Raw genomic sequence first — 24,473 nt, forward strand, 5'->3', positions numbered from 1 at the left:
ATCTCGATTTAGACGTCCACCTCGGCGTCGAGGGCGTTTTCCTGGATAAACTCGCGACGGGGCTCGACCAGATCGCCCATGAGCCGGGCGAACATGTCGTCGGCGTCGTCGGCGTGGTTGACCCTCACCTGCAGCAGGGTGCGCGCCTCGGCGTCCAGGGTGGTCTCCCACAGCTGGTCGGGGTTCATCTCGCCCAGGCCTTTGTAGCGCTGGATGGCCAGGCCCTTGCGGCCGGCGTCCATCACCGCCTGGACCAGATCCAGAGGGCCGCGCACGGTCGTGGACTTGTCCTTGCGGCGGAACACGGCGGGCTTGGCGAAGGTCTCGGCCAGGGCGCCGGCGCGCTCGGCCAGACGGCGTGCGTCGGCGGCGTGTAGGGTCAGTTCGTCGATCACCAGGCGCTCGGTCACGCCGCGCTTTACACGGCTGAAGGAGAAGCCGCCCCCGGCGGCGGCGGGCTCGCCGCTCCAGGGGCCGTCGCCTTCCTCGGCATAGAGGTCCAGGCGGCTGGCGGCGCTGGCGACGTCCGGCCCTTCGCCGAACAGGCCGGCCAGGGCCGTCTGCTCGATGGCGAAGGCCGGAGCGCGGGCCGAGAGGCGTTCGATGTTGGCTTTCGCGCCGCGGGCGGTCTGGACCATCCCAAGCAGATCGCGGCCAGTCAGGCGCTCGCCCGAAGACAGGTCGAGCTCGGCGCCGTCCACGCCTTCGTCGGTGAGGAACGACTCCATCTCGGCGTCGTCCTTGAGATAGCGCGAGGACTTGCCCTTGGTCGCCTTATAGAGCGGCGGCTGGGCGATGTAGATGTAGCCGCGCTCGATCAGCTCCGGCATCTGCCGATAGAAGAAGGTCAGCAGCAGGGTGCGGATGTGGGCGCCGTCGACGTCGGCGTCGGTCATCAGCACGATCTTGTGGTAGCGCACCTTGTCGGCGTCGAAATCCTCGCGACCGATGCCGGCGCCGAGCGCCGTGATCAGGGTGCCGATCTGGTCCGAGGACAGCATCTTGTCGAAGCGAGCCCGCTCGACGTTCAGGATTTTGCCGCGCAGGGGCAGGATGGCCTGGTTTTCGCGGTTGCGGGCCTGCTTGGCCGAGCCTCCGGCGCTGTCGCCCTCGACGATGAAGATTTCGGACTTGGCCGGATCCTTCTCCGAGCAGTCGGCGAGCTTGCCGGGCAGGGAGGTGATGTCGAGCGCGCTCTTGCGGCGGGTCAGTTCGCGCGCCTTGCGGGCGGCTTCACGGGCGGCGGCGGCCTCGACGATCTTGCCGACGATGGCTTTCGCCTCGTTCGGGTGCTCCTCGAACCAGGTGGCCAGACCGTCCTGCACCAGGCCTTCGACGGCGGGGCGCACTTCGGACGAGACCAGCTTGTCCTTGGTCTGGGAGCTGAACTTGGGGTCCGGCACCTTGACCGACAGCACGCAAGTCAGGCCTTCGCGGGCGTCCTCGCCCGAGACGTTGACCTTCTCGCGCTTGGCCAGGCCCGAGCTTTCGATGTAGTTGCCCATCACCCGGGTCAGGGCGGCGCGGAAGGCCGCCAGGTGAGTGCCCCCATCCCGCTGCGGGATGTTGTTGGTGAAGCACAGCATGTGCTCGTGGTAGCTGTCGTTCCACCACAGGGAGAGATCGATCTCGACCTTGTCACGGCGGCCGCGAATGACGATCGGATCCTTCATCAGGCCGGTCTTGGCCTTGTCGAGGTGGCGCACGAAGGCCTCGATGCCGCCTTCGTAATGCAGGATTTCCTCGTAGGCCTCGGCCTCGCGGTGGTCGCGGAAATAGATCGTCACGCCGGAATTCAGGAAGGCCAGCTCGCGCAGGCGATGCTCCAGCGTCTTCCGATCGAACTCGATGAAGGCGAAGGTGTCGGTCGACGGCATGAAGGTGACCGAGGTGCCGGTCAGATACTCGCCCGCCTTGGGCCCTTCAGTACGAGTCGGAGAGTCGCCGGTGATCTTCAGCGAGGAGACCGCGTCCCCGCGCTCGAAGCGCATCTGGTGGGCCTTGCCGCCGCGATGGATCTTCAGCTCGAGATAGTCCGACAGGGCGTTGACGACCGAGACGCCCACGCCGTGCAGGCCGCCCGAGACCTTGTAGCTGTTCTGGTCGAACTTACCGCCGGCGTGCAGCTGGGTCATGATGACCTCGGCCGCCGAAACGCCCTCGCCCTCGTGGATGTCGGTAGGGATGCCGCGACCGTCGTCTGTGACGGTGGCGCTGCCGTCGGCGTTGAGGATCACCTCGACCCGGGTGGCGTAGCCGGCCAGGGCTTCGTCGATGGCGTTGTCCACCACCTCATAGACCATGTGGTGCAGGCCCGAGCCGTCATCGGTGTCGCCGATGTACATGCCGGGGCGCTTGCGCACCGCGTCCAGACCCTTGAGCACCTTGATGGAGTCCGCGCCGTATTCGCCGGCAGCCGTTTCGGTGTCGGTTTCGGGGACTTGGTTTTCGTCGGTCATCTACTGGTCCAGAACCGTCAGACCCGAGCCGTCCACGCGGACGCCCAAGGCCCGACCCTTGAGGTGGTCGAACAGCGCTTCGTCGGTGCCCGTCAGAAAAGCCTGGAGGCCCAGCGCCGTGATTTCGTCGGCCAGAGCAGCCCGCCGTTTCAGGTCGAGATGCGCCGCGACTTCGTCGAGTAACAATATAGGGTTTGGTGCTGATTCCGCACGCGAAAGTCGCGCCGCCTGGGCCAAAACCAGGTTCAAAATCAGCGCTTTCTGCTCACCCGTCGAACATTCGGCGGCAGGGCGGTCCTTTTCGGCGTGGACGACAGCAAGATCACCCCGGTGGGGCCCCGTCAGGGACCGTCCGGCGGCCCCGTCACGGGGCCTGGCGACGGCCAGGGCGGCGGCGAGACGGGCCTCGATCTCGGGTGATTCGCTTCCATTGGCGGCCATGGTCTCCCAGTCGCCGGTCAGGCTGAGGCGGGCCTGGGGAAACGGCCGGTCGCCACGGCTGTCGATCTCCTCCTGCAACGCCCGCAAGGTTCGCACGCGAGCGGCGGCCATGAGGGCGCCCGCCTGAGCCATCCGGGCCTCCAGGGCGGTCAGCCAAGCCTCGTCACCCACCGCATCGACAAGCAGGCGCAGGCGCTCGCGCTGGGCCTTGTCGTAGGCGCTGGCGTGGGCGGCGTGGACGGGCTCGGCCGCGAAAACCAGGCGGTCGAAGAACTTGCGGCGCTCGGAGGCCGCCTCCAGGAACAGGCGATCTTGCTGAGGGGTCAGCCACACAGGCCGGATGTGATCGGCCATGCGGCCCGGTGGTACGGGCTCGCCCTCCAGCCGCACCAGACGGCGGGCGGCTCCGGCGGTCTCAGTGCCGGTGCCGAGGCGCGTCTCGCCTTCGCTGTCGTCGACCACGGCGGCCACGGCCCAAGCGCGCCCGACCGCCTCGCCGGGCAGGCGGCGACCCACCTCGGCCAGGGCCGATCCGCGCAGGCCGCGGCCCGGCGACAGCATCGAGATGGCTTCCAGCAGGTTGGTCTTGCCCGCCCCGTTGGGGCCGAACAGGAACACGCTGCGGCCGTCGGCCTCCAACCGCGTCCTCTCATAGGAGCGGAAGTCGGTCAGGGAGAGGGAAAGAAGGGCGGCGCGGCTCACCCGGCGGGTTTTAGACCCAACACCTTCTGCAGGAACAGGGTTTCGGCTTCGCGGCGGCGGTCGCTGTTGACGCGCTTGAAGAAACCGTGGCCCTCGTCCTTGAACAGGACGTACCAGGTCTCGACCCCGTTCTGGCGCAGTTGAGCGACCACCTGATCCGATTCCGACTGCGGCACGCGGGGGTCGTTGGACCCCTGCATGACCAGCATCGGCTTGGTGATCTTCTTGACGTTGTTCAGCGGCGAGATGCGCTCGAACACCTTCTGCATCTTGGGGTCACGCTCGTCGCCATACTCGGCCCGGCGCAGGTCGCGGCGGTAGGTCTCGGTGTTCTTGAGGAACGAGGTGAAATTGGAGATGCCGTAGCGCTCCACACCGCCCGCCAGACGGTCCGAATAGTGGGTCATGACCGCCAGAGCCATGTAGCCGCCATAGGACTGTCCATAGACCACGACCTTGTCCGCATCGAGGGTCGGCTGGGTCTTGATCCAGTCCAGCAGGGCGCCGATGTCCTTGACCGAATCCTCGCGCTTTTCGGCGTTGTCGAGGTTCAGGTAGGTCTTGCCGTAGCCGGTTGAGCCGCGAACGTTGGGTACGATCACGGTGATGCCCAGCTCTCCCACCATCTGCTGGATGTGCTGGTTGATCGAGTTGTAGACCGGCCGCGACTGGCCCTCGGGGCCGCCGTGGATGTCGATAACCACCGGGGTCGGCCCCTTGGCGTTCTTGGGGCGATAGACCAGGGCGGGGATCGAGCGGCCGTCGAAGGACTTGAATCGCACCAGGGTCGGCTCAACCAGGCTCTTGGCGTCCAGGCCGCCGAGCTCGGACTGTGTCCAGCGCTGCAGCTTGCCTTCAAGGACGTCCCAGCTCCAGGCGTCGCTGGACGAGGTCGGCGTCGACAGCGAGAAGCCCAACTTGGAGCCGTCCTTGGAGAACTTCAGGTTCGACAGCACGCCGGCGGGAAGTTCCGGTTGCGGCAGGGCGCGGCGGGTGACGAAGTCACGGACGATGAGCTTCGAATAGCCGTCTTCATTGACCACATAGGCCAGGACGCGGCCGTCGTTGGAGAGGTCGAAGTCCTCGACGTCCCAGTTCAACTCGCCCGACAGATTGGTCTTCTTGCCGGTCGCCAGGTCGATCTCGATCAGGCGGGCGAAGTCGGAGCCTTCGTCCGACAGAATCAGCACCCGTTTGCCATCGGGCGTGAATTGGCCGCCTTGATAGGCGATGGGGCTCTTGGAGGCGCCCAAGGGCGTCAGCTTGCCGCTGGCGACATCGAGCAGCCAGCGGGGCGATTCGTTGATCGAGAAATAGCGACCCAGCAGCACCGTCTTGCCGTCGGGCGAGACGTCGATGGGCGACATGGCGCCCGTGCCTTCGAGGATGGTGCGACGACCGTCCGGCGCGGACGGGTCGAGCATGATGATGTCAGCGTCGGCGTCGCCCTTGGCCGAACGGCTCCAGACCAGGACCGAACCGTCGGCGGAGACGGCGGGCGACTGATTGCGGGTGCCGGCCTCGGTGATGGTCTTCACCGAGCCGTCGGCCTGGCGGACCAGAAGCTGGAACCACTCGTCGCCGCCGGTGTCCTTGGAGAGCAGCAGGCCCTTGCCCGCCGGCAGTGCGCCGGCGCTGGCCACGGGTTCATCGTAGAAGGTGATCTGGGTGCGGGCCGCGCCCGGCGCGGCGACGCTGTGGATCTGGTTGGTCTGGCCAAAGCGTGTGGTGACCAGCATCGAGCCGTCGGCGGCCCAGTCCTGGAAGTAGGCTGAGCGGACGTTCTGGTACTTGGCCAGGCCCTCGCGCACCGAGGCGGGAGCCTCGGGCACATTTTCCAGGACCTGATTGCCGATCTCGCGGCGCTCGACCGTCTGGGCGGACGCGCCGACGGCGACGAACAGGCAGAGCGCGGCCGCGCCGGCCAAAAGAGACTTTTTCACGATCAAACTCCCCCGCCCGCCCTTGGACGGGCGAGCTCGTTATGAACTCAGACCCGCAGCGGCATCAGCACGTAGCGCACGCCCGGGTCGTTCGGGTCGAGCACCAGGGTCGGGCTGGCCGGGTCGGCGAAGCGGAACTCGGCGGTCTCGGCGCCAATCTGGCCGCAGACATCCAGCAGATAGCGGGCGTTGAAGCCGATTTCGAAGGGCTCGCCGTCGTAGTCGACCTCGATCTCCTCGACGGCCTGGCCGGCTTCCATATTGCGGACGGTCAGGATCACCTTGCCCGGCTCGACGGCCAGCTTCACCGACCGGCTCTTCTCGGCCGAGATGGTGGCCACCCGATCGACGGCCTTGGCGAACAGACTGTTGTCGACCAGCAGGACCTTGGCGTTGTCCTTGGGGATGACGCGGACATAGTCGGGGAACGAGCCGTCGATGACCTTGGAGGTCAGGGCGGCGGCCCGGCCGAATTCCAGCCGCACCTTCTGGGGGCTGAGCTGCAGCTCGACGTTTTCGCCCGCGTCATCCAGCAGGCGGCGGATTTCGTTGATGGTCTTGCGCGGAACGATGACGCCCGGCGTGCCGGCGGTGCCTTCAGGCGCGGTCATCTCGGCCAGGGCCAGGCGGTGACCATCGGTGGCGACGGCGCGCAGCTTGGTCTCGCCGCCCTCGACCACCGTGTGGAGGTAGAGGCCGTTGAGGTAGTAGCGCGTCTCTTCGGTGGAGATGGCGAAGCGGGTCTTGTCGATCAGGCGGATCAGGTCGCCGGTATCGACGCTGATGCGGCCCGACAGGCCGTCGGACGACATGACCGGGAAATCGCCGGCCGGCAGGACCGGCAGATTGAACTTGGAGCGGCCGGCCTGGATCTGCAGGCGTGGGTCATCGCCATTGAAGCTGAGCGAAACATCGGCGCCGTCCGGCAGCTTGCGGACGATTTCATAAAGGGTCTGGGCCGGCGCGGTGATCTGGCCGGGCGTTTCGACCTGAGCGAAGCTCTCGTCGACGATCTCCATATCCAGGTCGGTGGCCGAGAAGCTGACCTGCTCGCGGTCGGCCGACAAAAGGACATTGGACAGGATCGGGATGGTGTTTCGGCGTTCGACGACGCTCTGCACATGCCCCAGCGCCTTGAGAAGCGCCGCCCGCTCGATCGTAAGCTTCATGTCTAGTCCGGACTCGTGAGGCCGCAGGAGCCCCCGCGCGGCCTATGGAAAGGACCACGGACATTAGCCGAACTTGCGGCCGAAGGAAGGGGGGCGACTTAAGGAAGAAGCAAGGATTTCGCTATGTCCGGGCCTTGCAACCGAATGGAGCCCGCTTATGTTATTGAGAGGCATTCTCAATAAAGGCTCGCAACCATGCGGCTCGCCCTGAAGACCCTGACCTACGCAAGCATGCACCTGACGGTGGCGGTCGCCGTCGCCTATGCCCTGACCCGCAACTGGCACGTGGCCCTGGCCGTCGGCATCATCGAGCCTATGGTGCAGACGGTGATGTTCAATCTGCACGAACGGGCCTGGACGCGCGCCGACAAGCGGCGCGCGCAAGCCGATCAGGCCCGGGTGTCGACCGAACCGCCTTCAGCGGTGGGTTCGGCGCTGGCGTAGGGATTGGCCGCCGCGGTCGGTTCGGCCGCGGTGTCGCCAGCCCCGGTCGAGCCCTTGGCGGCCACGACCACCATGGCCGGACGCACGAGGCGGCCCAGCAGTTCGTAACCGGTCTGCAGCACCTGGATGACGCCGCCGGCGGCGACCTCGGTGGAGGGTTGCTCCATCATCGCCTGATGCAGGTGAGGGTCGAACTTGGTCCCCTTCACCGGATCGACGCGCTTGAGGCCGTTGCGCTCAAAGGCGTCCAGCAGGGCCTTTTCGGTCATTTCGATGCCGACCAGGAAGGTCTTGGCCGGACCGTCCTGGGTCTCCTTGGGCGCAGCCGCCAGGGCGCGCGACAGGTTGTCGGCCACCCCCAGCAGGTCGCGGGAGAATTTCTGGATGGCGTAGGCGCGCGCCTCGTTCGCCTCGCGCTCGGCGCGGCGGCGGGTATTGTCGGCTTCCGCCGCATAGCGCAGCACCTGCTCCTTGAGCGAGGCGATCTCGGCCTTGAGCGCCTCGGTCTCGTCAGCGGCGATCTCGGCGCCGTCGAAGGCTTCTTCGTTCGCCGGCGTTTCTTCGTCGGTCATGGTCTCATCCGTCCAATAGCTTGCCCAGGACCTTGGCGGTGTAGTCCACCAGCGGGATCACCCGAGCGTAGTTGAGGCGGGCCGGACCGATCACGCCGATCGCGCCCAGCACCTTCTGCCGGCCCGTCATATAGGGCGCGGCGATCACGGCGGAACCCGAAAGCGAGAAAAGCCTCGTTTCCGCTCCGATGAATATACGCACGCCTTGCGCCTCGCGCACATTATCCAGCAGTCCGACCAGCTGTTCCTTCTGCTCCAGATCGTCGAACAGCATGCGGACCCGTTCCAGGTCCTCCATGGCGCCAGGCTCGGACAGCAGGTTGGCGCGGCCGCGCACGATCAGGGCGCGATCGGCGTCCTCGCCGCCGCTCCAGGCCGCCAGGCCGTCCTCAACCAGACGCGCGGCGGTCTCATCCAGTTCCCGGCGGGCGCGATCCAGTTCGCTGCGCATCTCCAGCCGGGTCTCGGCCAGGGTGCGCCCCGCCAGGCGAGCGGCGAGGAAGTTAGAAGCCTCGGTCAGGGCCGAGGGCGTCAGGCCGACGGGCCGACGCATCAGCCGATTCTCCACCGTGCCGTCCTCGAACACCATCACCGCCAGGGCTTGGTCCGAACCCAAGGCGATGAATTCCACATGCTTTACGCCCGCGTCACGGACCGGCGCCGAGACAACGCCCGCCCCGCCGGCCAGGCCGGACAGGATGGCGCTGGCCTCGTTCATCACGTCTTCGAAGGAGCCGCCCTTGGCGAACAGGCGCGCGTCGATGGTGCGCCGCTCCTCCTCGGCCAGGTCGCCCACCTCCAGCAGGCCGTCCACGAACAGGCGCAGGCCCGCGTGGGTCGGCAGCCGGCCGGCGCTGGTGTGCGGCGCGCCAAGCAGGCCCAGATGGGTCAGGTCCTGCATGGTGTTGCGGATCGAGGCCGGCGACAGATGCACCCCGCCCTTGGACACGGTGCGCGAGCCGACCGGCTCGCCCGTCTCAAGATAGGTCTCGACTACGTGACGGAAGATGTCGCGCGCCCGACTGTCCAGGTCGCTGAGGCTGAGGGTTGGGGCTGCGCCCGGCAGGAAGGTCATGGGACAAGATGTAAGCGCCGTGGACGTTCCGCGCCATATCTAGGATAAGCGGCCCCTTCCCCATCAGTGAGCCCGCCGCCATGCGCCCGTCCGAACGCACCCCCGACGCCCTTCGCGCCGTCACCCTGGAGACCAGGGTGAACCGCTACGCCGAGGGCTCGTGCCTGATCGGGTTCGGCCACACCAAGGTGCTGGTCACGGCCACGGTCGAGGAAAGCCTGCCAGGCTGGCTGCGCGGCAAGGGCCAGGGCTGGGTCACGGCCGAGTACGGCATGCTGCCCCGCGCCACCCATACCCGCGGCCGCCGCGAAGCCGCCGCCGGCAAACAGAGCGGCCGCACCCAGGAGATTCAGCGGCTGATCGGCCGCTCCTTGCGCGCCGTGGTTGACCTGAAGGCCCTGGGCGAACGCCAGATCACCCTGGACTGCGACGTGGTTCAGGCCGACGGCGGCACCCGCACGGCGGCGATCACCGGCGCCTGGGTCGCCTTGCGCCTAGCCACCCAGTACCTGCTGGACGAAGGCGTGCTGAAGACTGACCCGATCCTCGATCAGGTGGCGGCGGTGTCCTGCGGCGTGTTCAATGGCGTGCCCGTCCTGGATCTCGACTACGAAGAAGACTCCAACGCCGAGGCCGATTCCAACTTCGTGCTGACGGGCGCTGGCGACATCGTCGAGATTCAAGCCACGGGCGAGAAGCGCGGTTTCAGCCGCGCCGAGTTCGAGGCGCTGTTCGGCCTGGCCGAAAAGGGCATCGGCGAGCTGTTCGTGATGCAGCGCCAAGCTGCCGGCCTCTAATGGCCTAAAGGGTCGCCCGCCGTGGTCGAGATCATGTCCCCTCAGGATCTGGACGTGATCGTGCGCGTGGCGGGCGCGACGCTGCTGCTGGCGGGCGTGTTCATGCTCCGACGCGACGGCCAGCGCCGTCTGGCGGCCTACTTCCTGCCTCTGGCGCTCTGCCTATGCGGATTTCTGGCCGGCAACACGCCCGAGGCACCGCTACGAATGGGCGGGGCGGCGGGCTATGTCGCCAAATTCCTGGGCGGGTATGCGGCCGTTTTCCTGTGGTGGTTCTGCCTGGCGGTCTTCGACCGGGCCTTCCGCCCCCGGGGCGCCGTGCTGGCGGCGGGTCTTGTCTGGATCGTCATCGCCAGCGCCGATCGCGGCCTGTTCGGGCCGGCGCCGGAGGACATCGGCCTTTCCTGGGTTCTGGTGATCCTGGGCTTTGGCATGATCGGCCACCTGACCTGGCGGGTGATCAGCGACCGGGAGGGGGACCTTCTGGACCGCCGTCGCCGGGCGCGAATGCTGCTGGTGGTCCTGCTGGGCGGCCAGCTTATGGCCGACCTGGCGGTGGATGTACTGCTGGGCATGGATTGGCAGCCGCAGGCGTTCTCGATCACCCAGAACGCAGCGATGCTGCTGTTCACCTGCTGGCTGGCCTGGGTCGGGTTCGAGGACGGGCCCGAGCGGCCTGAGGCTCGTCCGCAGGCCGCGCCACGAACGGCCGATGACGACCGCCTCAAGGCGCGCCTCGATGCTCTGATCGAGGTTGAACGGGTTCACCTTGATCCCGAGCTGACCTTCGACGCCTTCGTGCGCCAGATGGGCGCGCCGGAGCGGACGGTGCGCCGGCTAATCAACCATCAGCTCGGTCATGATCATTTCCGCGGCTTCCTGAACGCCCAGCGCATGGCCGAGGCCCGCCGCCTGCTGGCCGACCCCGCGCGCCGGAACGACAAGCTGATCGCCATCGCCCTGGACAGCGGCTTTTCTTCCCTGGCGTCCTTCAACCGGGTGTTTCGCGATTTCGAGAACACCACGCCGAGCGCCTTCCGAAGCCGGGCGCCGACTTCTGAGGAACGACCGGCCGCCTTCTGAGAAGCAGGCCCGCCAAAGCCAAGCTAGTCATCGCTGCTGGATCGCAGCGGAGATGCGGACGTGAACGGACTAATCGGAATAGCGGGCGTCATCGGATTGTTGCTCGCGGCCGGCGCGGTGATCGGGCTGATGCGGCCGAGCCAGTTCAATCCCCGATGGCTGCTGACCGCCGCCGCCCTCGTGCTCGCAAACGATTTCCTTCTCACCCGAGGCTACGGCTTGCTGCCGGAGCTGCTTCCCGACGCTGCCTGGAACTGGCAGGGCAAGCTGCTGGCCCTGGCGGCGACACTGATCATCGCCTCGACGCCGGCCTTTGGGTGGCGCGCGGCCGGCCTGACCCCCGCACAGGCTCCCGGCAGCCTGAAGCCGGCAGCCTTTGTCTGCGCCATCTATCTGGGCTTCTTCCTTGTGCTGGCCATCGTCTTTCCTACCGAGCCTGCGTCGATGGAGACGGTCGCCTTTCAGCTGACCATGCCGGGGCTAGAGGAAGAGGCCTTCTATCGCGGCGTGCTGCTGCTGGCGCTCAGCCATGCCTTCCTCGGCCGGGTGAAACTGCTGGGCGTCGAGTGGAGCTGGGGCGCGATCCTGTCCTGCGCCCTGTTTGGTCTGGCGCACGCCTTCGGATTTTCGAAGGGTCAGTTTTCGTTCGACCTGCTGACCATGGCGCTGACCGCCCTGCCCTCGCTGATCGCGGTGTGGCTGGTGCTGCGGACCCGCAGCATTCTCTTGCCGATCGTGCTGCACAACTTCGGGAATGCGATCATGCTGCTGGTCTAGCTGAGGCCGCCCTGCAGTTCGGCTTCCTCGAAATCGTCGTCTGGCGGGCCGGGTTCGAAGACCACCAGATCGCCGGGCTGGCAACCCAACTCGCGGCACAGGGCGTCTAGGGTCGAGAAGCGGATCGCCCGCGCCTTGCCGGTCTTGAGGATCGACAGATTGGCGATGGTCACGCCCACGCGGTCCGCAAGCTCGGTGAGAGACATGCGCCGTTCGGCGAGGACACGATCGAGCTGAACGCGGATGGCCATGGGTTAGGCTCTGCCTGAAAACTCTAAATGGTCAGTTCAGCTTCGCGGCGAAGGCGGGCGCCTTCACGGAAAATTTCCGCGAGGACCAAAACGACCAGGACCGAGAACCATGCGGTCAGGTTGACGCCGCCGTCGATGCGGTTGGAGCCGGGAGCCAGCCAGGCGGCGAGCGCCCACAGCGCGTAACGCCCCAACTCCAGCGCGCCAAGCACCAGGCCTACAACGCGCATGCGGCGCACATTGTCGGGATGGAAGGGATCGCCGGCGGTGAGGGTGACGAAGATGCGGCGCAGACGCCCGACGATAACCAGCACCCCGCCCAGATAGAGCGAGCCGGCGGCCAGCACACCCGCCAGCAGGGGGCCCTTGGCGGTCACTTCGCGGCCATCGTCGCCGCTGATGTGAATGCTCTTGAGCAATTCGGGATTGAAGCTGAGCAGCAGGGCCGTGAGCGACAGCAGCGCCAGGAGGGCCACACCGGCCCAGAGGGCGAAATAGACGACGTCGAGGATGATCTTCAGAAAGCTCGATACCGAGCCCGGTCCCAAGGCGCGCATGCCTTATTCCCCCTAGACGTCCAACTCCGGGGTCCGCCCCGGAACCCGCCGCGCCCGCCGACCGATAGGTCGAGGCCAGGGCGGACGGCGAGAATGCCTTGCGTCGGCGAGGCTTGGAAGCCGCCGACGACAGTCCCTAGATCGAGCGGACCAGGAACATGGCGGCCGACAGGGGCAGGCTCGACAGCAGGACAGCGGTCAGGGCCGTCATGGAGAGGCGGTCGAGGGTGTTCATGAAGGAGGCGGAGGTCATTTTATTCGTCCTTGTGCAGCGCAACATGAAGCGGGCCAATCCCGCTTCGGTGAGGCCGCGACGGCCTCGTTTTCTGAAGCTGTACTTAGGACTTCATCGCCCTTCGATCAAGTTTCGCATCGAAAAACGATATTAAACCTTCGCAATGAAGTGAACGGTTTGTAATGCAGCGCAGCATTCACTCGACGGGTTCAGAAGCTTTCATCGAAGGCCGCCGCCGGACGCGCTCGTACCATTCGGTCAGGATGGGCCGGTTCTCGCGCCAGTCCAGCACCTTGCGGAAATCCAGATAGCCAAGCTGGGCGGCCACCGCGATCTGCCCAATCCCGAACCGGCCGTCGAATGCGTCGTCCTCCAGGCTGTCCAACGCGGCCAGGATAGCGGCGCGCTGGCGGGCGATCTGATCGGCGTGCTGTTCGGCCGCCGGTCGCTTCTCCTGCGCCACCACGCGCACGGCCGCGTCACCGATCCCGTCCGCCAGGGCCTGGGCGGTCAGGGCGCGCCAGCGGTCAGGGCCGGTGGCGGGGAACAACCGTCCGCCGCCGGCGATCTCGTCCAGGTACTCGCAGATCACGCGGCTGTCGAAGATGATCTCGCCGTCGCCGGTGACCAGGGTCGGCACCTTGGACAGGGGATTTTGGCCGCGCAGGGTCTCGTCGGTCCAAGGATCGACGGCCGCCAGCTGGATGCGGTCCTCCAGGCCGAGTTCGATCATGGCCACACGAACCTTGCGGGCGAAGGGCGAGGTGGGCGAGTAGAGCAATTGCATCGGAATAATCCTGGAGACCGGCCATGACCCTGACCCTCGCCCCCGGACTTAAGATCGTGGCCGCCACGCACAACCCAGGAAAAGCCAAGGAGTTGGCAGCCCTGCTGGAAGGCCGCTTCCAGATCGTGACCGCCGGGTCGCTGAACCTGCCCGAGCCGGACGAGACCGAGAGCACCTTCGTGGGCAACGCCCTGCTCAAGGCGCGCCATGCGGCCGAGCTTTCCGGCATGATATCCATCGCCGACGATTCCGGGGTCTCGGTCACCGCCTTGGACGGCGCGCCGGGCATCTTCTCCGCCCGTTGGGCCGGTCCGGAAAAGGATTTCGCCATGGCCATGAAGAAGGTCGAGGAGCGGATCGAGGAGACCGGATCGAAGGACCGCAGCGCCTGGTTCACCAGCGCCCTGGCCGTCTGCTGGCCCGATGGCGGCCCGGCCGTGGTCGTCGAAGGCCGGGTCGACGGAACCCTGGTCTTCCCGCCGCGCGGCGACAAGGGCTTCGGCTATGATCCGATCTTCATTCCGGAAGGCCAGGACCTGACCTTCGGCGAGATGGAGCAGGCGGCCAAGGACGCCCTCAGCCACCGCACCCGCGCCTTCGAGAAACTGAAAGCCGCCCTGTTTTGAGCCAGCCGCTCGCCGTCTACGTCCACTGGCCCTACTGCGCGAAGGTCTGCCCCTATTGCGACTTCAACGTCGTGCGCGACCGGGGCCGGACCGACGAGCAGGCGGCCCTGGCGGCGGCGATCGTCGAGGATCTGAAGGGCTGGCGGGAGGCGACCGGGCCACGTCGCCTGACCTCGATCTTCCTGGGCGGCGGGACGCCGTCGCTGATGGATCCGGCCGCCGCGGCGCGGGTGATCGAGACAGCACGCGCGCTGTGGGACGCCGAACCTGATCTGGAGATCAGCCTGGAGGCCAATCCCACCGACGCCGAGGCTGACCGGTTCGAGGCCTTCGCGGCGGCGGGGGTGACCCGCCTGTCCCTGGGGGTTCAGGCGCTGGATGACGCGTCGCTGGCCTTCCTTGGCCGCAACCACGACGCCGACACCGCCCGCCGCGCGGCGCGCAAGGCGGCGGCGACTTTCCCGCGCCTGTCTCTGGACATGATCTACGCCCGGCCGGGCCAGACGCCGGAGGGTTGGGCAAAGGAGTTGAGGGAAGCGCTGGATTTCGGGCCCGAGCACCTGTCGCCCTATCAGCTGACCATCGAGGCGGGCACCGCCTTCGACCGCGCCGTGGGCCGGGGCCGCTTCACCCCGCCGGACCCGGATCTGGCCGCGACCCTGTTCGAGACCACCCAGGCGGTGCTGGAGGGCGCGGGTTTCGACGCCTATGAGGTCTCCAACCACGCCCGGGGCGAGGCGGCGCGGTCGAGCCACAACCTGGCCTACTGGCGGGGCTACGACTACGCCGGGGTCGGGCCGGGCGCTCATGGGCGACTGACCGGAAATGTCGGGCGCACCGCCACGGCCGCCGAACGCAGAATCGGCGACTACATCGAACGCGTCGCTCGCCAAGGAACCGGCTTTGAGTCCGAACACCTCACGCCGCTGGAGGCGGCGGAGGAGCGACTGCTGATGGGCCTGCGCATCGACGCTGGGGTGAGCTTCGCCGAGATCGCGGCCCTGGGCCTGGCGCCGGGTGACGAACAAATCCGGCACCTTGTCGCCGAAGGGCTTCTGGTCGCCGACAGCGAGCGCCTTCGGGCGACCCGCCAAGGTCGGCTGGTGCTGGACAGCCTGACCGCCGCCCTCATCGTCCGGGTTTTGGCCTAGGCCCTCGACCTGTTATGCGGGGGGCGATGGCCCAGCACCCGCCCCCGCCCGCCCTGTCGACCGCGCCCCTCGCGCCTGGCCTCTATGTGGTGGCAACGCCCATCGGCAATCTGCGCGACATCACCCTGCGGGCGCTGGACGTGCTGAACGCCGCCGATCTGGTGCTGGCCGAGGACACCCGGGTCACCGGCAAGCTGTTATCGGCCTACAACCTGTCCAAACGCATGGAGCGCTATGACGAGCACGCCGCCGAGCGGGCGCGACCCAAGGTGATGACGGCGCTGGAAGGCGGCGGCCGGGTGGCCCTGGTCTCCGACGCCGGCACGCCCCTAGTCTCCGATCCCGGCTACCGGCTGGTCAAGGAGGTGGTCGAGGCGGGCTATCAGGTGTTCCCGATTCCCGGCGCGTCCGCGGCCCTGGCGGCCTTGACCCTGGGCGGCCTGCCCACCGACCGCTTCCTGTTCGCCGGCTTCGCTCCGCCTAAGAGCGCGGCGCGGCGCACCTTCCTGTCCGAATTCGCCCCGGTGCGGGCGACCCTGATCTTCTACGAGAGCGGCCCGCGCCTGGCCGACAGCCTGGCCGACATGGCGGCTGTGTTCGGCGGCGACCGTCAGGCCGCGGTAGCCCGCGAGATCACCAAGCTGCACGAGACCTGCATCCGCGGAACCCTGGCCGAGCTGGCGGCGGACCCTAAGCTGGACAGCCCCAAGGGCGAGATCGTGGTCCTGGTCGGCCCCGGCGAGGAGAAGGCCGCCACCGAGGAGGACGCCGACGCCGCCCTGACCGAAGCCCTGACACGCATGGGTCCCGCAGACGCCGCGTCGGAGGTGGCCAAGGCCTTGGGTCTGCCGCGCCGCGAACTCTATCGCCGCGCACTGGACCTGAAGGGCGTCTGAGATGAGCCAAGTCCGGTCCGCGCGTGGCACGGCCGCCCGGCTTTCCGGCCGGCGCGGCGAGGCTCTGGCGGCGGCATGGCTGATGTTGAAGGGCTATCGCATCCTGGGCTTTCGCCTGGCCACACCCATGGCCGAGGTTGATCTGCTGGCGGTACGAGGCGCGGTCCTGGCGGTGATCGAGGTCAAGCAGCGGCGCACCCTAGACGAGGCGCTGGAGGCCGTAACCTTGGACCAGCGTGAACGCCTGCGCCGTGCCGGGGCCCACATAGCCGCGCTTCGGCCCGCGCTGCGAAACGCCGCAGTCCGCCTGGATCTGATCGCCCTCGCGCCCGGCCGCGCACCACGTCATATTCCCGACGCATGGGCCGGCGCGTGACGACCGGTTGAAGGGGATCATCGTGGACCGCGAAGCTGCGGAACAACTTCTGAGCGCCGCGGGGCGCGCTGGAGACGCGGACTTTCCGCTGTTCGAGGCGGCGCTCGCCTGCGCCGTGCATGACGACCCGTCGCGTGACCCTCAGCTTGCTCGCAACCTGGCCGAGGAAGCCGTCATCCGGGTGCAGGAGCGCCTTGAGCGCGAGAGTCCCGAAGAGGCGATCGCCGAAGCCCTGTCGGGCGACCTGCGCCTGTCCGGCGATCTGATCACCTATGACAACCCCGACAACGCCGACATCATCTCCGTCGCCGATCGCCGCAAGGGCCTGCCGGTGGCGCTGGGGATCTTCTACCTGCACGCCGCCCGCAAAACGGGACTGAACGTCCAGGGCGTCGATTTCCCCGGCCACTTCCTGCTGCGGATCGAGACCGAGGAAGGCCCGCTGGCCCTGGACCCATTCAGCGAGGGGCGCGTGGTTCTGCCCTCGGAACTGACCCGCCGCGCATTGCGCACCGGCCTGACGCCGGACGTGGCGGCCAAGCTGGACGTGCTGATGTCGCCGGCGCCCGACCGCAACGTGCTGATCCGCCTTCAGAACAACATCTTCGCCCGCGCGCAGGCTGCGGGCGACTGGGCGCGGGCGGAGCGTTCGGCCCTGCGCCGCGCCCTGCTCGACCCCACCGACCACCGCCCCTGGCTGGACGTGGCCGCCGCTCGCGAGGGCCAGGGCGCCCTGGCCGGCGCCCTGCAGGCTCTCGCCCAAGCTCAGTTCCTGGACGGCGGGGCCGCCATCGCCGCCCGCGCCCAGCGCGAACGCGTACGGATGCAGCTGAACTAGGCTTTTGGCGCCGCAACGCCTATCTGATCGGCCAAGGTCGATTTAGGAGCCGTCATGTCCCTGCGCGTCGCCGTCCAGATGGATCCCATCCATGGGATCAACATCGAGTCCGACACCACCTTCCTGATGATGATGACGGCGCAGGAGCGGGGCCACTCGCTCTGGTTCTACACCCCCGACCGGCTATCCATGGAGGACGGCCGCGTCTTCGCTCGCGCCCAGAAGCTTGAGATCAAGGCGGTGAAGGGCGACCACGCCAAGTTGGGGCCGGTGGAGGTCCTGGACCTGGCCGACGACGTGGACGTGATCCTGATGCGTCAGGACCCCCCCTTCGACATGCACTACATCACCGCCACCCATCTGCTGGAGCGGGTGCATCCCAAGACCCTGGTGGTCAACAATCCCGCCGAGGTCCGCAACGCCCCTGAGAAGCTGTTCGTCACCAGCTTCCCGGGCGTTCAGCCGCCGACCCTGATCACCGGCGACCGCGAAGCGATCTATGATTTCCGCGAGCGGCATGGCGATGTGGTGCTCAAGCCCTTGCACGGCCTGGGCGGACTGGGTGTCGTGCGGCTGAAACCGGAAGATCCCAACCTCGACGCCATGCTGGAACTGCATGGCATGGCCAGCCGCGACCAGGTGGTGGTGCAAAAATTCGTCCCCGCCGTCAGCAAGGGCGACAAGCGCATCCTGCTGATTGACGGCGAACCCGTCGGCGGCATCAATCGCGTGCCGGCCGAGGGTCAGGTGCGCTCCAATCTCGCCCGCGGCGGCACGGCCCATCCCTTCGAGCTGACCGCCCGCGACAAGGAACTGTGCGCCATCATCGGCCCGGAGTTGAAGGCTCGTGGCCTGCTGTTCGTCGGCATCGACGTGATCGGCGACTACATGACCGAGATCAACGTCACCTCCCCCACCGGCGCCCAGCAGTTGAAGAATTTCACGGGCATCGACGCCACGGCGGCCTTGTTCGAGCGCATCGAGGCCCTGGCGGTTTGACGATCCAAGCTTCGCCATTTAAACTTCACATGTGAAGGCGACCATTCGCCTCTTGCTGGGAGGCGGAATGTCGTTGTTCGATTTCGCAAAATTCGCGCCCGTCATGGTGAAGGCCAGCCCAGGCTCGGCCTCGGTGGACATCGGCGATCTCATCTCGCTCAAGGCCTCTCCCGGCCTGGCTTTCGTGCAGATCGGGTCGTTGATGCTTAAGGCCGGCCCCGGCGGCGCGTCTGTCGATTTCGGAGGCGGAAGCCTCTTTCCAGGCTCGCCCCTCGTGGGGCCGCAGGTCGTCCAGATGAGCCATCTGACTCCTGGACAGGTCCTAGCGACCACGGACGGCGCCGATGTGGTCCAGATCGGTTTGGCCCAAGGTGACATCGACCTGAGAGCCGGCGATGACGTCATCCAGATCGGCCAGCTGAGCGGCTCGCTCGCCGTCGGCGAAGGCCGGGACCGCATCACCATCGGCGATTTCCAGACCGGCGCGGTGATCAAGGATTTCCAGGTCGGCTTGGACACCCTGGCCTTCTCTGGCGCTTCCGGCGCGACGCTGGTGTTTTCTGGCGACCTGAGCGCCCAGGCCCATCTGGAGGACGCGCTTCGAGCCGCGGGCGAAGGCTCTTCCACGGTGGCCAATGTCGTATTCGCCTGGGGCGGCGATACCTATGTGGCTCATCACGACGGTCTTCAGTCGAACCTGATGAAGCTGGTGGGTGTGACCGGCCTGTCCCTGATGGGCGATCCCGCGACCGGCGGCCTTCTCCTCGGTTAAGCGGAGCCAGTTTAAGTGTGACGGCTAGGTGACTGAACGCCTTCACCTTCTTTATTAGTTCTCTTTTTGTTCTTGATCCGACCCGAACGCTCGTTATCCTTCTGTGGATAACTTTTAGAGGCAGCTGAATGGCCGCACGCGTGGTGACCGTGGCGTTCCAGGGTGTTGAGGCCCGCCGCGTCGATGTCGAGGTTCAGCTGACCGGCGGAGCCGTGATCTTCATGGTCGTGGGCCTGGCCGACAAGGCGGTCGCCGAGAGCCGCGAACGGGTGAGGGCGGCCTTCGCGGGCCTGGGCCTGGCCATGCCGGCCCGACGGATCGTCGCCAATCTCGCCCCCGCCGACCTGCCCAAGGAGGGTAGCCATTACGACCTTCCCATCGCCCTGGCGGTGATGGCCTCCATGGGCGTGATCCCGGCCGACGCCCTACAAGGCTGGGCGGCCATGGGCGAGCTTTCTCTGGATGGCCAGATCGCCCCGGTGGCTGGAACCCTGCCCGCCGCCGTAGCGGCCGGCGCCATGGGCCTGGGGCTGATCTGTCCCGAGGCCTGCGGTGCGGAAGCAGCCTGGGCCGGCGACACTCCGATCCTTGCGCCCCGCTCACTGATCGCCCTGATCAATCACTTCCGCGGGACACAGGTGCTGAGCGCGCCCACGCCCGGCCCCGTGGTCGAGGCCGAGGGCGCGCCGGACCTGCGGGATGTGAAGGGCCAGGAGAGCGCCAAGCGCGCCCTGGAGATCGCCGCGGCCGGGGGCCACAACCTGCTCTTCTGCGGTCCGCCGGGTTCGGGCAAGTCGATGATGGCGCAACGCCTGCCGGGCCTGCTGCCGCCCCTGTCGGCGGGCGAACTTTTGGAAACCTCCATGGTCCATTCGGTGGCGGGGCTGATCGCCAAGGGGACGCTGACCCGCAGCCGGCCCTTCCGCAGCCCGCACCACTCAGCCTCCATGGCCGCCCTGACCGGCGGCGGGCTGAAAGCCAAGCCGGGCGAGGTGTCCCTAGCCCACAATGGGGTGCTGTTCCTGGACGAGCTGCCCGAATTCAGCGCCCAGGCGCTCGACAGCCTGCGCGCGCCGCTGGAAACGGGCGAGGTGATGGTGGCCCGGGCCAACGCCCACATCCGCTATCCGGCACGCGTCCAGGTGGTGGCTGCGATGAACCCCTGCCGCTGTGGCCACGGCGGGGCGGGCAAGGGCGCCTGCGGCAAGGCTCCCAAATGCCAGCGTGACTATCAGGGACGGGTATCTGGTCCACTGCTGGACCGTATCGACCTGTCGGTGGACGTCCCGCCAGTCAGCGCCGCCGACCTGGCTCTTCCCGCGCCGGCCGAGGGCAGCGCCGAGGCCGCCGCCCGCGTGGCCGAGGCGCGGCGTCTGCAGGCGCAACGCGCGGCCAAGGCCGGCGGCGGCGCGCCGATCCTCAACTCAAGGGCAGAGGGCCGCTTCCTGGACGAGACGGTCGCCCTCGACGACCAGGGCCGCCAGCTTCTGGCCCGCGCGGCCGAGGCGGGCGGGCTCACCGCGCGCGGCTGGACCCGCACCCTGCGCCTTGCCCGAACCATCGCGGACCTGGAAGGCTCGCCCAGCGTACGCAGAGTCCATGTGGCCGAGGCTCTGATCTATCGTCGGGTCGGCGCGTTGGAGCCCGCGACCTGATCTATTTCGCGGCTGTCTTGGCCTCGCCCATGAAGGTCTTGTTGACGATCACCCATCGTCCATCGACTAGCAGCAGCGACATGTAGTCGGTGTAGCGCACCGTCGGATAGTCGAGCACGATCTTCGCCACGCCGGCGCCGCCGGTGACCTCGACGCTCTCGATCGTTCGCACGCGTTGCGCATCGTCGGGTGATGCGCGGCCAGAGCCGGCCCGCGCCGCATACTGGGCCGCCGTCTCGCGGAACACCTTTCCCTCGCGGATGCCGAAAAGCTCGGCTTGCGGATGGAAGGCGCGTTCAAAGGCTTCGCGACTGCCTGTCCGATGACCTTCCAGGTAACTTTCCAAAGGGGCGAGGACGGCCGGGTCGGCCTTGGCGGGCGCGACAGGAGCGGCAAGCGCCGCACCCGCCAGGGCCATCGAGAACAGGCCGGTCGTCGCGGCCAAGAACATGTTCATAGCTTCGGAGCTCCACGCGATTTCGCGCGGACCCTACCCACCAACGGCGTCGTCTCAAAAACAACGTTCTGTAATCTTTCGGCCCTCGGCCCCTGCGACATTCTGAAACAAGCTGAGCCAATACGGGCCGTTAAGAGGCCGGCGTTAGGATGCCTTGATGAGCAAGGTTCCTCCCAAGGGCGTCACGCCCGAGCAACTGGCCACCCTGAGCCATGAATTCCGCACGCCCCTGAACGGCGTGCTCGGGGTCGCGCGCCTGCTGGAGGGCACCCGGCTGACGGCCGAGCAGCGCTCCTATGTCACCGCCCTGCGCGACAGCGGCGATCACCTGTTGTCCCTGGTCAACGACCTGCTCGACTTCGCGCGTCTGGGGGAAGGCCGCGTGGAGCTGCATCCCGCGCCGGTCAATGTGGAGACCCTGCTGCGTCAGGTCTGCGAGCTGATGAGCCCCCGCGCCGACGAGAAGGGCATTGAAATCGGCTGGGCCGTCGCGCCCGGCGTCGGTGAAGTCATGGCCGATGAGGGCCGCCTGCGTCAGGTGCTGCTCAATTTCGTCGGCAACGGCGTGAAATTCACCGAGGCCGGCGGCGTGCTGCTGTCGGCCGAGCCATCCGACGGCGGGCGCCTGCGCTTCACGGTCTCGGACACCGGTCCAGGGGTCGCCCCCGCCGCTCGCGAAAAGATCTTCCAGCCCTTCGTCCAGGCCGAGACCGCCGGCCACCCCGGCGGCACGGGCCTGGGCCTGGCCATCGTCCGCCGCCTCGCCGACGCCATGGAGGGCGCGGCCGGGGTCGAGGGAGACGAAGGCTCCGGCGCCGACTTCTGGTTCGAGGCGGTTTTGCCCCCCGTGGGCGCGGCCGCGCCCGAAACCGCCCTCAAGGGCGTGACCGTGGCCGTGGCCTCGCCCAACGCCATCGTGCGTGAAGCCGCCGCCCAGCAGGTGGCCGCCAGCGGCGGTCGCGCCGTGGTGGGCGACAATATCGAGTCCGTCCTGCGCGCCGCCCCCACCGAAGCCGTGATCCTGATCGACATCGCCCTGTCCGAAGGACGCAAAGCCTTCGCCCCACCCCCCGATCGGGCCTGCGTGGTGTTGCTGCGGGCCGAGGAGCGCGGCCGTATCGACCGACTACGCGCCGATGGCTTCCTGGGCTATCTGATCAAGCCCCTGCGCCGCGCCTCCCTGGCGGACCGGGTGCTGGCCGCCAAGGCGGCCTTCGCCGGCGCCGGATCCTCGGACACGACCAGCCCGTCGCAGGAGGACGAACGCGTCGCCGCCGCCGCCGCGCCCGGCCTTCGGGTCCTGCTGGCCGAGGACAATCCGATCAACGCCTTGCTGGCTCGCGCCCTGCTGGAGCGCGAGGGCTGCAGGGTAGACCGCGTGGCCAGCGGCCAAGAGGCCCTCGCCGCTCTCGCCGCCGGCGCCTACGATCTGATCTTGATGGACCGGCGCATGCCGGACCTGGGTGGGGTCGAGGCCACGAAAATTCTGCGGGCGCGCGGCGTGCGGACGCCCGTAGTTGCCCTGACCGCCGACGCCTTCGAGGATGATCGCCGCGAATGTCTGGCCGCTGGCATGGATGATTTCCTGGTCAAGCCGATCAGCGCCGACGCCATGCGCGGGGTGCTGGCGCGCTGTGTGTCGGGCGGCTGGACGCAGGAGCCGGGTCGGGCCAAGTTCGCCTCCTGACGCGGAGGCGCGCATCGCCCTCCACACCGGGGAATGCGATGAGCGAGACGACCGAGACCAAGCCCAAGCGCAGCGTGCTGCAGGCCCTGGCGATCTATCGCGAGCGACGCAGCCTGGTGATGCTGGGTCTCGGCTTCGCGGCCGGCCTGCCCTACATGCTGATCTTCGACACTCTGTCGGTTTGGCTGCGGGATTCTGGCCTGTCCCTGGCGGTGATCGGCTTCTTCAGCCTGGCCACCCTGTCCTTCTCGTTCAAGTTCCTGTGGGCGCCGCTGATCGACCGGACCGCGATTCCCGGCCTGACAAAGCTCCTCGGACATCGCCGATCATGGATGCTGGTCTGCCAACTGGCGATCATGCTGGGTCTGTGGCTTGTTTCAGGCCTGAACCCCGCCCAGAACCTTGGCCTGATGGCCGTGGTCGCCGTGGCGGTCGGCTTCTTCACCGCCACCCATGACATCGTCATCGACGCCTGGCGGATTGAGGTCGGCGGGACCGAGGGGCAGGGGCCCCTGGCCGCGGCCGTCCAGTGGGGTTTCCGCGGCGCCATGGTGGTGGCCGGCGCCGTGCCGCTTTTGCTGGCCGAGCGGTTCGGCTGGAACATCTCCTACGCCATCATGTCCGCGGTGATGGTGGTCGGCCTCGCCGCCACCCTGGCCGCCCCGCGCGAGACCGCGCACGAAATCAGGCCGATCCCCACCGGCGACGTCAAGCAGTCCCCAGCCCTCCAGGCCGTGGAGTGGGCCGTTCGCCTGGCCGTGCTGCTGATCGGCGCGCTGCTGCTGGGTTCAGGCCTGGCGGGCGACGCCAGCCTCCTGTCTCAGTTCGTGGGCGGCGAGGCCCTGGCCGACGCCTGGACCGACAAGCAGTCGGGCGTCTGGCTGCAGCTGGCGAGCGTGGCCGCCGGCCTGGTGATCGTGGTCACCGCCGCCTGGCCGATCCCAAAGGTGCGCACCAAGCCGGGGGTCTATCTTTCCACCGCCCTGGGCGCGCCCCTGGGCGAATTCATGCGGCGCTACAAGGGCGTGGCCGGCCTAATCCTGGCGACCATCTGCCTCTATCGCGTGGCTGATTTCGTTCTGAACATCATGAACCCGTTCTATCGGGATCTCGGCTTCACCCTCACCGAGATCGCCGAGGTGCGGAAGGTGTTTGGCATCATCGCCTCGATGCTTGGCGTGGCGCTGGGCGGGCTGCTGGTGGCGCGGCTGAGCCTGATGAAGGCTCTTCTGATCGGGGCGTTCGCCGGGCCGATCAGCAATCTGATCTTCATCTGGCTGGCGGCCCAGGGCCATTCGGTGCCGGCCCTGTTCGTGGCCATCTGCCTGGACAACCTGGCGGGCGGCGTCGCGGGCACCGCCCTGATCGTCTACATGTCGAGCCTGACCACCACCGGCTTCACCGCCACCCAATATGCGATGTTCACCTCGCTCTACGCCTTGCCCGGCAAGCTGATCGCCTCGCAGTCCGGGCGGCTGGTGGAGTGGGCCGCGCGGGCGGCCGAGGCAGGCGGGCCGCTGGGCGCGCTCAAGGGCATGTTCGCCGGGCTCACCCCCGAAAGCTATGTGGCCGCCAGCGCCAAGCTGGGCGTCAGCCCGGCCGCAATGGGCGTGGGCTATACGGTGTTCTTCATCTATTCGGCGCTGATCGGCGTGGTGGCTATCGGACTTTGCCTGATGGTCGCGGCGCGCCAGCCCAAGGCTGTCGAGGTTTAGTCCGCCCGA

General features: G+C 67.7%; 24 protein-coding genes. 14 read left to right on the plus strand and 10 right to left on the minus strand.

Going from position 1 to position 24,473, the window contains the following annotated elements; genetic code table 11:
- Nucleotides 1-8: 8 nt before the first annotated feature.
- From gyrB to dnaN, 4 genes are read right to left on the minus strand one after another with little or no spacing between them, the layout of a single operon-like run.
- Entirely contained in the window at nt 9-2,459 is a 2,451-nt protein-coding gene (gene gyrB / locus O5K31_RS17475) for a DNA topoisomerase (ATP-hydrolyzing) subunit B (RefSeq protein ID WP_269715021.1), read from the minus strand.
- Complete coding sequence (gene recF, locus O5K31_RS17480) at nt 2,460-3,602, minus strand: DNA replication/repair protein RecF (protein WP_269715022.1); 1,143 nt, start codon at nt 3,600-3,602, stop codon at nt 2,460-2,462.
- Nucleotides 3,599-5,545 (minus strand): S9 family peptidase, encoded by a 1,947-nt coding sequence (locus O5K31_RS17485; RefSeq protein ID WP_269715023.1) that lies wholly within the window; start codon nt 5,543-5,545, stop codon nt 3,599-3,601. Before O5K31_RS17485 ends, recF begins: the two co-directional genes overlap by 4 nt.
- A 47-nt stretch (nt 5,546-5,592) precedes the next feature.
- Complete coding sequence (gene dnaN / locus O5K31_RS17490; protein WP_269715024.1) at nt 5,593-6,714, minus strand: DNA polymerase III subunit beta; 1,122 nt, start codon at nt 6,712-6,714, stop codon at nt 5,593-5,595.
- A gap of 195 nt (nt 6,715-6,909) precedes the next feature.
- Between dnaN and O5K31_RS17495 the strand changes: the two genes are divergently transcribed.
- A complete protein-coding gene (locus tag O5K31_RS17495; RefSeq protein WP_269715025.1) occupies nt 6,910-7,158 on the plus strand; it encodes a DUF2061 domain-containing protein in 249 nt (82 codons plus the stop codon).
- On the opposite strand, the gene grpE is transcribed toward O5K31_RS17495, so the two are convergent.
- Nucleotides 7,104-7,730: a nucleotide exchange factor GrpE gene (gene grpE, locus O5K31_RS17500; protein ID WP_269715026.1), complete on the minus strand. Its 627-nt coding sequence runs from the start codon at nt 7,728-7,730 to the stop codon at nt 7,104-7,106. The genes O5K31_RS17495 and grpE overlap by 55 nt on opposite strands.
- A gap of 4 nt (nt 7,731-7,734) precedes the next feature.
- Nucleotides 7,735-8,805: a heat-inducible transcriptional repressor HrcA gene (gene hrcA, locus O5K31_RS17505; protein ID WP_269715027.1), complete on the minus strand. Its 1,071-nt coding sequence runs from the start codon at nt 8,803-8,805 to the stop codon at nt 7,735-7,737.
- 80 nt (nt 8,806-8,885) lie between these two features.
- Between hrcA and rph the strand changes: the two genes are divergently transcribed.
- Genes rph through O5K31_RS17520 form a run of 3 tightly spaced genes read left to right on the plus strand, consistent with a single transcriptional unit; the run spans nt 8,886 to nt 11,462 of the window.
- Nucleotides 8,886-9,602: a ribonuclease PH gene (gene rph, locus O5K31_RS17510; RefSeq protein ID WP_269715028.1), complete on the plus strand. Its 717-nt coding sequence runs from the start codon at nt 8,886-8,888 to the stop codon at nt 9,600-9,602.
- 21 nt (nt 9,603-9,623) lie between these two features.
- Nucleotides 9,624-10,685, plus strand: coding sequence for an AraC family transcriptional regulator (locus O5K31_RS17515; RefSeq protein ID WP_269715029.1), 1,062 nt, complete (start codon nt 9,624-9,626; stop codon nt 10,683-10,685).
- Nucleotides 10,686-10,745: 60 nt separating this feature from the next.
- Nucleotides 10,746-11,462 carry a CPBP family intramembrane glutamic endopeptidase, BDIM_20840 family gene (locus O5K31_RS17520; RefSeq protein WP_269715030.1) on the plus strand — a complete coding sequence of 239 codons (717 nt, stop codon included), beginning with the start codon at nt 10,746-10,748 and terminating at the stop codon, nt 11,460-11,462.
- Here the strand turns inward: O5K31_RS17520 and O5K31_RS17525 are convergent.
- The 3 genes from O5K31_RS17525 to O5K31_RS17535 all read right to left on the minus strand — a co-directional run bounded on the left by O5K31_RS17525 (nt 11,459) and on the right by O5K31_RS17535 (nt 13,292).
- Nucleotides 11,459-11,713, minus strand: a complete 255-nt coding sequence (locus tag O5K31_RS17525) for a helix-turn-helix domain-containing protein (protein ID WP_269715031.1) — start codon at nt 11,711-11,713, stop codon at nt 11,459-11,461. The genes O5K31_RS17520 and O5K31_RS17525 overlap by 4 nt on opposite strands.
- Before the next feature lie 23 nt (nt 11,714-11,736).
- A complete protein-coding gene (locus O5K31_RS17530) occupies nt 11,737-12,270 on the minus strand; it encodes a DUF2975 domain-containing protein (RefSeq protein WP_269715032.1) in 534 nt (177 codons plus the stop codon).
- Between the two features lie 431 nt (nt 12,271-12,701).
- Nucleotides 12,702-13,292 carry a glutathione S-transferase family protein gene (locus O5K31_RS17535; protein WP_269715033.1) on the minus strand — a complete coding sequence of 197 codons (591 nt, stop codon included), beginning with the start codon at nt 13,290-13,292 and terminating at the stop codon, nt 12,702-12,704.
- Nucleotides 13,293-13,315: 23 nt separating this feature from the next.
- Here O5K31_RS17535 and rdgB point away from each other — a divergent pair, with 23 nt between their 5' ends.
- The 8 genes from rdgB (at nt 13,316) to O5K31_RS17575 (ending at nt 20,605) form a co-directional block, all read left to right on the plus strand.
- Nucleotides 13,316-13,918, plus strand: coding sequence for an RdgB/HAM1 family non-canonical purine NTP pyrophosphatase (rdgB, locus tag O5K31_RS17540; RefSeq protein ID WP_269715034.1), 603 nt, complete (start codon nt 13,316-13,318; stop codon nt 13,916-13,918).
- Complete coding sequence (gene hemW / locus O5K31_RS17545; protein ID WP_269715035.1) at nt 13,915-15,069, plus strand: radical SAM family heme chaperone HemW; 1,155 nt, start codon at nt 13,915-13,917, stop codon at nt 15,067-15,069. Before rdgB ends, hemW begins: the two co-directional genes overlap by 4 nt.
- Nucleotides 15,070-15,095: 26 nt before the next feature.
- On the plus strand, nt 15,096-15,965 hold the full coding sequence (gene rsmI / locus O5K31_RS17550; protein WP_269715036.1) for a 16S rRNA (cytidine(1402)-2'-O)-methyltransferase: 870 nt from the start codon (nt 15,096-15,098) through the stop codon (nt 15,963-15,965).
- 1 nt (nt 15,966) lies between these two features.
- Nucleotides 15,967-16,341 (plus strand): YraN family protein, encoded by a 375-nt coding sequence (locus O5K31_RS17555; RefSeq protein ID WP_269715037.1) that lies wholly within the window; start codon nt 15,967-15,969, stop codon nt 16,339-16,341.
- 22 nt (nt 16,342-16,363) lie between these two features.
- Entirely contained in the window at nt 16,364-17,179 is an 816-nt protein-coding gene (locus tag O5K31_RS17560) for a SirB1 family protein (protein WP_269715038.1), read from the plus strand.
- 54 nt (nt 17,180-17,233) lie between these two features.
- Nucleotides 17,234-18,178 (plus strand): glutathione synthase, encoded by a 945-nt coding sequence (gshB, locus tag O5K31_RS17565; RefSeq protein ID WP_269715039.1) that lies wholly within the window; start codon nt 17,234-17,236, stop codon nt 18,176-18,178.
- 67 nt (nt 18,179-18,245) lie between these two features.
- Nucleotides 18,246-18,950 carry a hypothetical protein gene (locus tag O5K31_RS17570; RefSeq protein ID WP_269715040.1) on the plus strand — a complete coding sequence of 235 codons (705 nt, stop codon included), beginning with the start codon at nt 18,246-18,248 and terminating at the stop codon, nt 18,948-18,950.
- Nucleotides 18,951-19,078: 128 nt separating this feature from the next.
- Nucleotides 19,079-20,605 carry a YifB family Mg chelatase-like AAA ATPase gene (locus O5K31_RS17575; protein ID WP_269715041.1) on the plus strand — a complete coding sequence of 509 codons (1,527 nt, stop codon included), beginning with the start codon at nt 19,079-19,081 and terminating at the stop codon, nt 20,603-20,605.
- 1 nt (nt 20,606) lies between these two features.
- On the opposite strand, the gene O5K31_RS17580 is transcribed toward O5K31_RS17575, so the two are convergent.
- Nucleotides 20,607-21,062 carry a nuclear transport factor 2 family protein gene (locus O5K31_RS17580; RefSeq protein ID WP_269715042.1) on the minus strand — a complete coding sequence of 152 codons (456 nt, stop codon included), beginning with the start codon at nt 21,060-21,062 and terminating at the stop codon, nt 20,607-20,609.
- Nucleotides 21,063-21,219: 157 nt separating this feature from the next.
- On the opposite strand from O5K31_RS17580, the gene O5K31_RS17585 reads away from it, so the two are divergent.
- Together O5K31_RS17585 and O5K31_RS17590 are read left to right on the plus strand one after the other, a co-directional pair.
- Nucleotides 21,220-22,749 carry a response regulator gene (locus O5K31_RS17585; protein WP_269715043.1) on the plus strand — a complete coding sequence of 510 codons (1,530 nt, stop codon included), beginning with the start codon at nt 21,220-21,222 and terminating at the stop codon, nt 22,747-22,749.
- 38 nt (nt 22,750-22,787) lie between these two features.
- Nucleotides 22,788-24,464: an AmpG family muropeptide MFS transporter gene (locus O5K31_RS17590; protein ID WP_269715044.1), complete on the plus strand. Its 1,677-nt coding sequence runs from the start codon at nt 22,788-22,790 to the stop codon at nt 24,462-24,464.
- The last annotated feature ends 9 nt before the right edge of the window (nt 24,465-24,473 follow it).

It is taken from the genome of Caulobacter sp. NIBR2454, assembly GCF_027474405.1.
In the GTDB taxonomy this organism is placed as follows: domain Bacteria; phylum Pseudomonadota; class Alphaproteobacteria; order Caulobacterales; family Caulobacteraceae; genus Caulobacter.

Coding starts and splice junctions, on each gene's coding strand:
- gyrB (WP_269715021.1), bottom strand. CDS start 2,459: ATGACCGACGAAAACCAAGTCCCCGAAACCGACACCGAAACGGCTGCC.
- O5K31_RS17525 (WP_269715031.1), bottom strand. CDS start 11,713: ATGGCCATCCGCGTTCAGCTCGATCGTGTCCTCGCCGAACGGCGCATG.
- rdgB (WP_269715034.1), top strand. CDS start 13,316: ATGACCCTGACCCTCGCCCCCGGACTTAAGATCGTGGCCGCCACGCAC.
- O5K31_RS17585 (WP_269715043.1), top strand. CDS start 21,220: ATGAGCAAGGTTCCTCCCAAGGGCGTCACGCCCGAGCAACTGGCCACC.
- rph (WP_269715028.1), top strand. CDS start 8,886: ATGCGCCCGTCCGAACGCACCCCCGACGCCCTTCGCGCCGTCACCCTG.
- O5K31_RS17575 (WP_269715041.1), top strand. CDS start 19,079: ATGGCCGCACGCGTGGTGACCGTGGCGTTCCAGGGTGTTGAGGCCCGC.
- O5K31_RS17535 (WP_269715033.1), bottom strand. CDS start 13,292: ATGCAATTGCTCTACTCGCCCACCTCGCCCTTCGCCCGCAAGGTTCGT.
- hrcA (WP_269715027.1), bottom strand. CDS start 8,805: ATGACCTTCCTGCCGGGCGCAGCCCCAACCCTCAGCCTCAGCGACCTG.
- grpE (WP_269715026.1), bottom strand. CDS start 7,730: ATGACCGACGAAGAAACGCCGGCGAACGAAGAAGCCTTCGACGGCGCC.
- rsmI (WP_269715036.1), top strand. CDS start 15,096: ATGGCCCAGCACCCGCCCCCGCCCGCCCTGTCGACCGCGCCCCTCGCG.
- O5K31_RS17495 (WP_269715025.1), top strand. CDS start 6,910: ATGCGGCTCGCCCTGAAGACCCTGACCTACGCAAGCATGCACCTGACG.
- dnaN (WP_269715024.1), bottom strand. CDS start 6,714: ATGAAGCTTACGATCGAGCGGGCGGCGCTTCTCAAGGCGCTGGGGCAT.
- O5K31_RS17590 (WP_269715044.1), top strand. CDS start 22,788: ATGAGCGAGACGACCGAGACCAAGCCCAAGCGCAGCGTGCTGCAGGCC.
- O5K31_RS17570 (WP_269715040.1), top strand. CDS start 18,246: ATGTCGTTGTTCGATTTCGCAAAATTCGCGCCCGTCATGGTGAAGGCC.
- O5K31_RS17555 (WP_269715037.1), top strand. CDS start 15,967: ATGAGCCAAGTCCGGTCCGCGCGTGGCACGGCCGCCCGGCTTTCCGGC.
- O5K31_RS17530 (WP_269715032.1), bottom strand. CDS start 12,270: ATGCGCGCCTTGGGACCGGGCTCGGTATCGAGCTTTCTGAAGATCATC.
- O5K31_RS17580 (WP_269715042.1), bottom strand. CDS start 21,062: ATGAACATGTTCTTGGCCGCGACGACCGGCCTGTTCTCGATGGCCCTG.
- gshB (WP_269715039.1), top strand. CDS start 17,234: ATGTCCCTGCGCGTCGCCGTCCAGATGGATCCCATCCATGGGATCAAC.